The 7,821-nt window shown below is 40.4% G+C and carries 5 protein-coding genes and 1 other annotated feature; of the genes, 3 read left to right on the forward strand and 2 right to left on the reverse strand.

Annotated elements, in window-relative coordinates:
- The 3 genes from U9M98_03955 to U9M98_03965 form a co-directional block, all read left to right on the forward strand.
- Positions 1-2,992 (forward strand): hypothetical protein (locus tag U9M98_03955; protein ID MEA2020835.1); only part of this gene is annotated, 2,992 nt, incomplete at its 5' end.
- Between the two features lie 40 nt (positions 2,993-3,032).
- A complete protein-coding gene (locus U9M98_03960; protein ID MEA2020836.1) occupies positions 3,033-3,416 on the forward strand; it encodes a four helix bundle protein in 384 nt (127 codons plus the stop codon).
- Positions 3,417-3,529: 113 nt separating this feature from the next.
- The gene (locus U9M98_03965) at positions 3,530-5,608 is read left to right on the forward strand and encodes a tetratricopeptide repeat protein (protein ID MEA2020837.1); all 2,079 of its coding nucleotides are present in this window, start codon (positions 3,530-3,532) and stop codon (positions 5,606-5,608) included.
- Positions 5,609-5,988: 380 nt separating this feature from the next.
- Here U9M98_03965 and rplL read toward each other — a convergent pair whose 3' ends face one another.
- Positions 5,989-6,417, reverse strand: a complete 429-nt coding sequence (gene rplL, locus U9M98_03970; protein MEA2020838.1) for a 50S ribosomal protein L7/L12 — start codon at positions 6,415-6,417, stop codon at positions 5,989-5,991.
- 148 nt (positions 6,418-6,565) lie between these two features.
- Positions 6,566-7,063: a 50S ribosomal protein L10 gene (gene rplJ / locus U9M98_03975; GenBank protein ID MEA2020839.1), complete on the reverse strand. Its 498-nt coding sequence runs from the start codon at positions 7,061-7,063 to the stop codon at positions 6,566-6,568.
- Positions 7,064-7,416: 353 nt separating this feature from the next.
- Positions 7,417-7,551 (reverse strand) — a sequence feature (ribosomal protein L10 leader region).
- Positions 7,552-7,821 lie beyond the last annotated feature (270 nt).

A 7,821-nucleotide genomic window follows, 5' to 3' on the forward strand; every position in this document is an offset into this window, starting at 1 on the left:
TTACAACACGATTATCGGAGCGCAGGTTGGCGGGTTGGCGGCAGACTTGCAGAAAAATATTATTATTGCTGACGGGGCAGGTAATCAGAGGATAAGGGTGGACAGCAACGGCAACGTCGGCATCGGGACGACGAGTCCGGGAAGAAGTCTTCATGTCAAAACAGGCACGGGTAGTGGTGATGCTGAACCACTTCATCTCGAAAGCGCTCATAGCCTTGGGACACGAATGCGCTTTACCGCAACTTCCACTGGAGGAAGGATTTGGGATATTGGGTCAACGGCTAATGGCGCTGAAGAAGGTGGAGGAAACTTTTTAATTAGAGATGGAACTGCCGGTGCGGCAAGAATGGTCGTAGATTCTACCGGCAAGGTCGGCATCGGGACGGTGAACCCAAGTACTACCTTAGAGGTGGTTGGCGAGGGAATACAATTTGAATCCTCTAGTGATTCAGATCTTAAGGTTCAGTTGTCTACACCAGACGGAAATCCAGGAATTATTTTTTTTGAAGAGGTTGGTGGCCAAAGAGCAGATATAAGAAGAAACAGCTCCACCCTACGCTTTGATATCGCCAATACAACATCAAATCCCGCAACCAAAATGTGGCTTAGTGAGTCGGGAGAGCTTCATGTTGATCGACTAATAAGTTTTGATGGGGTAAACAATGATAAATTTATATTTAGAACAGACATCCCGGGTAGTAACTACCTTGAAGGAAATTCAATCGGAAACAGTGCGTATGTAGGTCTTGATTACTGGATCTCACAAAGAGATGCAAAGAAGAATTTTGTGCCGTTTAGAGATCTCGTTGATTCAGATAAAGTGTACGACCTAGAACTTCTAGCTTACCACTACAAATGGCAAGAAGATACAGAACAAAAGGATATTGGCATGATTGCCGAAGACACAAATGAAATAATGCCTTATATTGTTCAGTATAACGCTGAAGGAGAACCTCACCATATCTCTTACGGCCAACTAGCTTTACTTAACTTAGACCAATTAAAGAAAAAAAGAGAAAACAAATTATCATTATTTGATTCAGTATATGAAACTGGCTACGCTGAACCGGGGAAAACTAAACTTAAAGTATCAACAGAAAACGGAATTATTAAAAAAGGTGACTTAATTTCTTCTTCTTCCTTAACCAACATTGGCATGAAATCAACTAAAGCCGGGAAGATCATTGGAACAGCGTTGGAAGATTTTGATCTTATCGATGACGAAAATAAAATAGTCGATTGTCCAGCCGAAACCCCATCTGACTTAACTTGTGGAGAAATTGAAATCTTTGTAGATCCAACCTGGAACGATCCACAAGTTTATCTTACTGATAGCGGAAGTGTACACATCAACAACGGAGATGACACCTACAACGGAGTGTTGGATAAGAATCAAGTAGCAAGTAGCGAGTATCAAGTAGTAAATCAGACAGGAGACGTGGTTACCAGAATCGGCAATTTTGCGGGGCTGGCAGTGGGAAGAGTAAAAAGCGGGCTCTTAGATACAACAAACATCCTTGCCCAAAACATAATTGCAGATAGAGCAAAGATAGAAGATTTGGAGGTGGCAAATAAGATAACCAGCCCGGTGGTGGAGACGGGGGAAATAGTAACAAGTAGTAAGCATCAAGTAGTAAGCATCAAGAATAAAGAAGGGGAAAAGGCGGCGGAGTTTAACACGGAAAAGAAGAGCACTTCCCTCTTTGGAGATTTAGCAGTGGCGGGAGATGCGGAGGTCAAAGGCAAAATTAGCACAAGGGAAGCTAATATTAGCGGTAAGCTCAAAGCAGGCGAAGTAGAAGCGGATAATATCAACGGGGATCAGCTAGAAACTAAAGAGGCTACTGTTTCCGGCACGTTGCGGGTTAAAAACTTAAAAGTGGAAAACCTAGACGTGAAGAGTGTCTTCGGCGAACTTCTAGATGGTTCAGATTCCAATGCAACCGAAGAGGAGGAAGATACGGATTCCCGCGGATTGGAGGAGGATTTGCGCGGAGAAGAGTTGGGCGGGGAAGCCACAGTATCGGGAGAGCTTACTGTGAAGGGTAAGTCGTACTTCCTGGACGATATGATTACCAACAACACCACTGTGGCTGGCGATTTCTCACAAGGGGGTACATTCTTTATTAGAGATGGCGATAAGGTTGATAACTTGGCAGGAGACTTGCGTTTACAAAAAGATTCCCTAGTTTTAAGCAGAGAGGGTACTGTTTCTGCTACCCACAAATTTGAAATAGAAAACAAGGATCTTTCCACCGAAGAAATTGACGAGATAACACAATTCGAATCCACCACTAGTGCAGTGCCAACACTAATTGACACGAATGAACACGAAGAAGATGATTCAAAAGAATTAACAGCAAAAATTAGCGAAAGTTTGCGCGAAGCTTACCAAAAGGTAAGGAATGTCTTTGAAATAAAGGTTGCGGGGAGAGTACTCGCCTACCTGGATAATACCGGACGCTTCTTCGCAAGGATAATCGGCAGTCCCAAGGTAGAAACCGACATCATCACACCTTTTAACCAAGGAGACCTAGCTGTCCAACTAGAAGAACCAACACTAATTGACGCGAATGAGGAGGATGAAGAGGATTTACACGAATCAGAAACAGAAGAAGAGGATACACGCGGATCAGAGGGGCCGCCGTCCAGGTTCAAGATATTAAACGGCGAACAGCAAGAGGTTGCTTCTATTGATTCGAGGGGTGAGGCAACCTTTACTAAACTAAATGTTAAAGAAGCTACGGAATCGGCAGAAGCAGAACCAACAGAATCTATTGGTAGCGGCCAAATTAATGAGGGAAGACAACAAGTTCAGATAAAAACAAACGCCTTAACGGAAGATTCTAAAGTCTTCCTAACACCAACCAGTCCCACCAACGGACAAAGCCCTTATGTGTGGAACAAAAACGAAACTGGGGGTTACTTCATTATTAGCATAGACAGCCCGGCATCCGCAGATATAACTTTTGATTGGTGGGTAGTAAATTAGTAGAAAGTAACAAGCAGTAAGTAGTAAGTAGCGAATTCCTATGACAAACGAAAAGATTAAAAGCCTTACAGATCTTATTTCCTGGAAAAGAGGACATGAATTGGTAAAAGAAATATATAACGTAACGAGCAGATTCCCCAAAGAGGAACTGTATGCGCTCACAAGCCAACTAAGAAGATGTGTGGTCTCAATTACTTCCAACATTGCTGAGGGGTTTTCTCGACGCTCCAAAAAAGCAAAAATCAAATTCCTAATTATGGCTTTGGGCTCTTTAAACGAACTTCAAAACCAACTCCTAGTGGCAAAAGATGTGGGCTACTTAGAAAAGAAAGATTTCGACAACCTTGCTGAAAAATCCATTGAAGTAAGCAAACTAATAAACGGCTCAATTAAGAGAATAAGAGAAGGTTTAGAAGATACTTAATACTAACTGCTTAATGCTTGGTGCTTAATGCTTAATGCTAACTACTAGTTACTCGTTACTAGACTAGATACTAGAGACTACTAGTTGATAGAAGAAAAGCTGTCTATTAAAATATGAAAGTACAAATGGAAAAGACAAATAATTTAAAAACCAATCTAACTCACTGGATTACCGCAATTTTTATTTTTACAGTTCCCCTATTTTTCCTGCCAATTACACCAGATTTCTATTCCTGGAACAAAAGAGTGCTAATCCTTGCTACGGGAATAATTCTTATGCTTGTCTGGTCTAGCGTAAGCGTTTTTAAGAAAGAAAGTTCAATCAAAGTAAAGAGAAAGGGAACCCTGCCCCTTATCTGCGGACTTCTAGTGGTAACCGCACTGAGCCTTTTCTTGAATCCCGGCTTTATGGAAGGGTTGATGGGAGATGGGGCGCTTTTCCTAGGACTTTCCTTTATTTACTTTTTCGTAACCCAAATTGAAGATTTTTCTTTCCGCTACATTTTTTATCCCCTTTTAGGCTCCTCCCTACTCCTTTCCCTCATTTCTATTTTGGGAAATGTAGGAATCCTCGCGCACGTGCTGCCTTGGGAAAATATTAACCCTGAAACATGGACCCCGACAGGATCACAGTTTGCCCAACTCACTTGGTTATTAGTTACCTTCGCCCTTGCTGCGTTTCTTTTAGTAAAATACTCTCAGCAAGAATTTAAAAAATCCACAAAGGAAACCATTTCAACCATGGAAGCGGTTACTATCGGGATTATCATTCCTGTAATTTTGACTGCCATAGCCTTATTTAGCATAAACTACCAAAATGCAAGAGCAAAACTTTCCCAAGATCCTGCTCTAGAGCCACAGGCTCTACAAGAAAGCGGTCCTTATATAAACCTTCCTTACAGGTTTGGGTGGAAAATTGCCACCAATTCCCTAGGAAACAGTGTAAAAAGCACCTTCATCGGGGTGGGACCAGGGAATTTTGATTCTGCTTTTCGAAGGTTCAAACCGTTAGAAATTGAAAGAATATCGCTTTGGCAAGTTATATTTGGCAATTCTTCTAACATACCTTTCCACACCTTAACTACACTGGGAATTTTGGGGCTTGGGATTTGGCTTCTTATTGCTGTCAAGGCAGTTACTCATATTCTTGGAAAACTTAGGAGCGAGGAGAAGTTAGATTTCAGCCATATAGGACTTATCAGCATTTTAATAATTCAGGTTTTTCTCTCATCCTCTGCACTCTCTTGGCTTCTGCTTTTCACGTTCCTAGCTATAAGCGACGTGGGTAAAACAAAAGGCTTTTGGCTAATAAAAGCTTCAACCAGGTTCCTTATTGCTCTTGCCCTTGCGGGTGGAATCACCTACCTTACTTTCCGCGCTTATCAAGGTGAGTTTTACTACCATCAGTCGCTAAAAGCATTCCAAAACAACGATGGTATCCAAACTTACAACCTCCAGCAAAGAGCAATCCAAGCTAACCCAAAGAAAGTTTCTTACCGGACAGCTTTTGCAACTGTTAATAGGCTTTTAGTGCAGTCCTACATCCAAGATTTCAACCAGCAAATGCAACAGCAAAGCTCGAAACAATCCCAAGAAGACCTTGAAAAGCAGCAAGAGCAGTTGCAAAACCAAATAAATAGTCTGGTACAACAAAGTATTGACCAGGCTAAACAAGCTATTTCTTTAAACCAGCTTGATGCCACTACCTGGCTTAACCTTGCCCAAACATACCAAAGCTTCACAGGTTTACTAGATGGATCAGAAGATTGGGCTTTAATTGCTTACGGGCAAGCTATAAAACTAGACTCACTTAACCCCGAGCTAAGAACACAAAGAGGCGCACTCTACCTCTCCCAAGGAGATTTTGAAGAAGCTATTCTAAACTTCCGAACAGCTGTCCAAATAAGACCACGCTATGCGCCTGGCTGGTACAACCTCGCACAAGCTTACCAAAGGGAGGAGAAGTTTCCTAAAGCTGCTCAAGCATTGGAAAATGTGCTTACCATTCTTCCTTTAGACCACGAAGACCGCACAAGAGTTGAGCAAGAGTTGGAAAATATTAAATCTAAGCTAGGTAAAGATGAAAAAGAAGCGCTAGAAGAAGGTACAGAAACTGAACAAGAAGAATCTTCCCCCTCTGCCGAGCCCAAACCACAAGTCGAGGGCTCATCGTTTTCACCGTTTGGAGAGTAGCCAACATCAAGTAGCTAGTAGTAAGTAGCAAGCATCAAGTAGTAAGTAAATAGGAACTGGAGACTAGACCTGCCAGCAGGCAGGAATTGGTAACTCGTAATCCGTATTTAGTATTTTGTATTTAGTATCTATTATCCCCCATCTCTTATCTTCCCGTAATTTCTCCCAATTTCACTTCCGAAGGAAGTAATTTCTCTTAATTTCATCTCCGTAGGAGATAATTTCTTTCCGCTATCAGCAATTAACAATCAACAATAAGCAATCGGTTTTTGTTTTTATGTTTCTATGCTCTACGTTTACATGCTTACTGCTTACCACTTCCCACCAACACAAAAAACCACCAACTAGTGGCGATGGTTTCTTGCAAACTTCTCAGTATATTACTCCAACTCAACTTCTGCTCCAGCCTCTTCTAGAGTCTTCTTAGCTTCCTTTGCTTCCTCTGCTGGCATATCCTCCGCAATTGTCTTGGGAGCGTTCTCTACTAGCTCTTTGGCTTCCTTAAGGCCCAAGCTTTGGTCAACTTTCCGAATAGCTTTGATAGTAGCAATCTTTTTATCTCCCCCACTCTTGAGCACTACACTGTAGGCTGATTTTTCTTCTCCCTCTTCCTCCCCATTTCCACCATTCCCACCAGCTGCAGGGACTGCAGCAGCCATTGGTTGGATATCAAATTTATTTTCTAAAGCTTTAACCAACCGAGAAAGTTCCAAAACACTCATCTCAGAAACTAGTTCAAGAACTTTTTCTGCATTTTCGCTAAGCTCTATTTCTTGTTCTTTTACTTCTTCTTTTTCTTCTTCTGCCATATAATTATTTTCACCCCCATTCAGAATTACTGATTTACGCTGATAAAACGGTATAAATTCTATCTATATGGATTTGCGCTGATTAAAAAACGCAAATTGACGCTAATTAAAAATAGACACGAATCGACGCCAATAAAGAAATGTGAATCTAGCTCTCCTTCGACATGGAACGTAAGTCATTTCCAAATCTTTGCAATGGTGCGCTAGCATTAGCAACAAACCTCTGTAAAGGAGCATTTAGAAGAGATGAGAACTGCGCTAAGAGCATTTCCCTTCCAGGAATCTCTGCCAATTCCAAAACTTCTGAACCAGATACTAAAGCTCCTTCAAACACTCCACCCTTAAACTCTAAATTACCAGCTTCCTCTTGAAAGTTAGACACAACTTTTATGCCTTTAAGAGCATCTCCAAATGAAAAAACCAGCGCTGTTGGACCTTCCAAATTAAAGTCAAAATTGTCTAAAGCACGGGTTATTAATGTATTTTTTGCCACTCTAATTTGAGCATCCTGCTCCAAAAGTTGCCCACGAAGGTTATCCAAAACACCCGCACCTAATCCGGAAAAATCGACAAAAGTAACACTTTTAGCTTTTTTCAGCTCTTTTTTTAAATCTTTTACTAATTGTTTTTTTTCTTCTAAATCCATAACAGCTAATATTCTACTAATTAAAACAAATTTACTACCAATACTACTAATTTTCTTGTCTCCCCCTTAATTTAACGAAACCTCCAAGGATTAAACAAGTTAAACCTCGCAGGATTCTCCAGTTAATTTCTCTCTTATTCGTAGCTTATTTGCCATACTAATTTCTTGCCTTATTCGTAACATATTTGTAGTATTCGTAGCCAATTCGTAGCATAAATAGAATTTATACCTTAATTATTTGTAACAGATTCGCTATCCCAATTCCTTATCTTATTCGTAAAGTATTTGTAGTATTCGTAGCCAATTCGTAGCATAAATAGAATTTATACCTTAATTATTCGTAGCTAATTCGCTATAAAAAAAAGAAATCCCGCTCACGCGGGATAAACAACAAAACTAGAATAATAACAAATTTGGTGTTTACCTCGGTGAGCAAAAATTAGTCCCTCACGGGAACTCACTGTCTACGGTAATCTAATTATACATTAACTACCTGTTTTTTCAAGTATATAGCTAAAGATAGTAGTTAGTAGTAAGCAAGAACATAAAAGTATAAAAACATAGAAACATTGGAAAGATAATAAATATTGGTTAAGGAATAGTAAATACGAAATTCTAAACTCTAAGCTCCAAATAAATACGAAATATTAAATAAGAGATAAGGAATAAGGAATAAGGAATAAAGAATAAAGGGAGGTGGAAAATAATTGCTTATTGTTGATTGTTAATTGCTGATAGCGGATTGCGGATTGCGGAAT

This window comes from Patescibacteria group bacterium, from assembly GCA_034659915.1.
Taxonomy (GTDB): domain Bacteria; phylum Patescibacteriota; class WWE3; order JAUXAW01; family JAYEID01; genus JAYEID01.